This window comes from Streptomyces sp. AC627_RSS907, from assembly GCF_019049165.1.
Map to the genome: position 1 here is coordinate 1 of NZ_JAGMUE010000793.1, position 818 is coordinate 818.

Annotated in this window: 1 pseudogene; it reads right to left on the reverse strand. The window is 76.0% G+C overall.

Features of this window, described 5'->3' with window-relative positions:
- Positions 1-686, reverse strand: a pseudogene (locus KUM32_RS38675) (ATP-grasp domain-containing protein); the annotation flags it as partial.
- Between the last annotated feature and the right edge of the window lie 132 nt (positions 687-818).

Consider the following 818-nt stretch of genomic DNA (forward strand, 5'->3'; position numbering starts at 1 on the left):
GGGAAGGCCCACGGCAGCGGCGAGTAGGCGCCCATGCCGCCGGTGTTCGGGCCCTCGTCCCCGTCGTAGGCGCGCTTGAAGTCCTGCGCGGGCTGGAGCGGGAGGACGGTCTCGCCGTCGGTGATCGCGAACAGCGACACCTCGGGGCCGTCCAGGAACTCCTCGATGACCACGCGGTCGCAGGCCAGCGCGTGCGCGCGGGCGGCGGCCGGGTCGGAGGTGACCACGACGCCCTTGCCCGCCGCGAGGCCGTCGTCCTTGACGACGTAGGGCGGCCCGAAGGCGTCCAACGCCTCGTCCACCTCGGCGGCGTTGACGCAGACGTAGGCGCGCGCCGTGGGCACGCCGGCGGCGGCCATCACGTCCTTGGCGAACGCCTTGGAGCCTTCGAGGCGGGCCGCCGCGGCGGACGGGCCGAAGCACGGGATGCCACGGTCGCGCACGGTGTCGGCGACCCCGGCGACCAGGGGCGCCTCGGGGCCGACCACGACGAGGTCCACGCCGAGCGTGCCGGCGAGCTCGGCGACCGCGGTGCCGTCGAGGGCATTCACCTGGTGCAGCTCGGCGACCTCGGCGATGCCGGCGTTGCCGGGGGCGCAGTGCAGGGCGGTGACGTCGGGGTCGAGAGACAGTGAGCGGCACAGGGCGTGTTCGCGGGCGCCGCCGCCGATGACGAGGACCTTCACGGGCCCCACCCTAAACGTCACGGCCACGGGCCCTTAACCCGCGGCGCGGCAACGACGCCCCCGGAACGGCGCGGAACCCGCGCGCCGGCGCGGCCCCACCCGCCCCTCGGCCCCCTCCGCGCTCCGTACGCC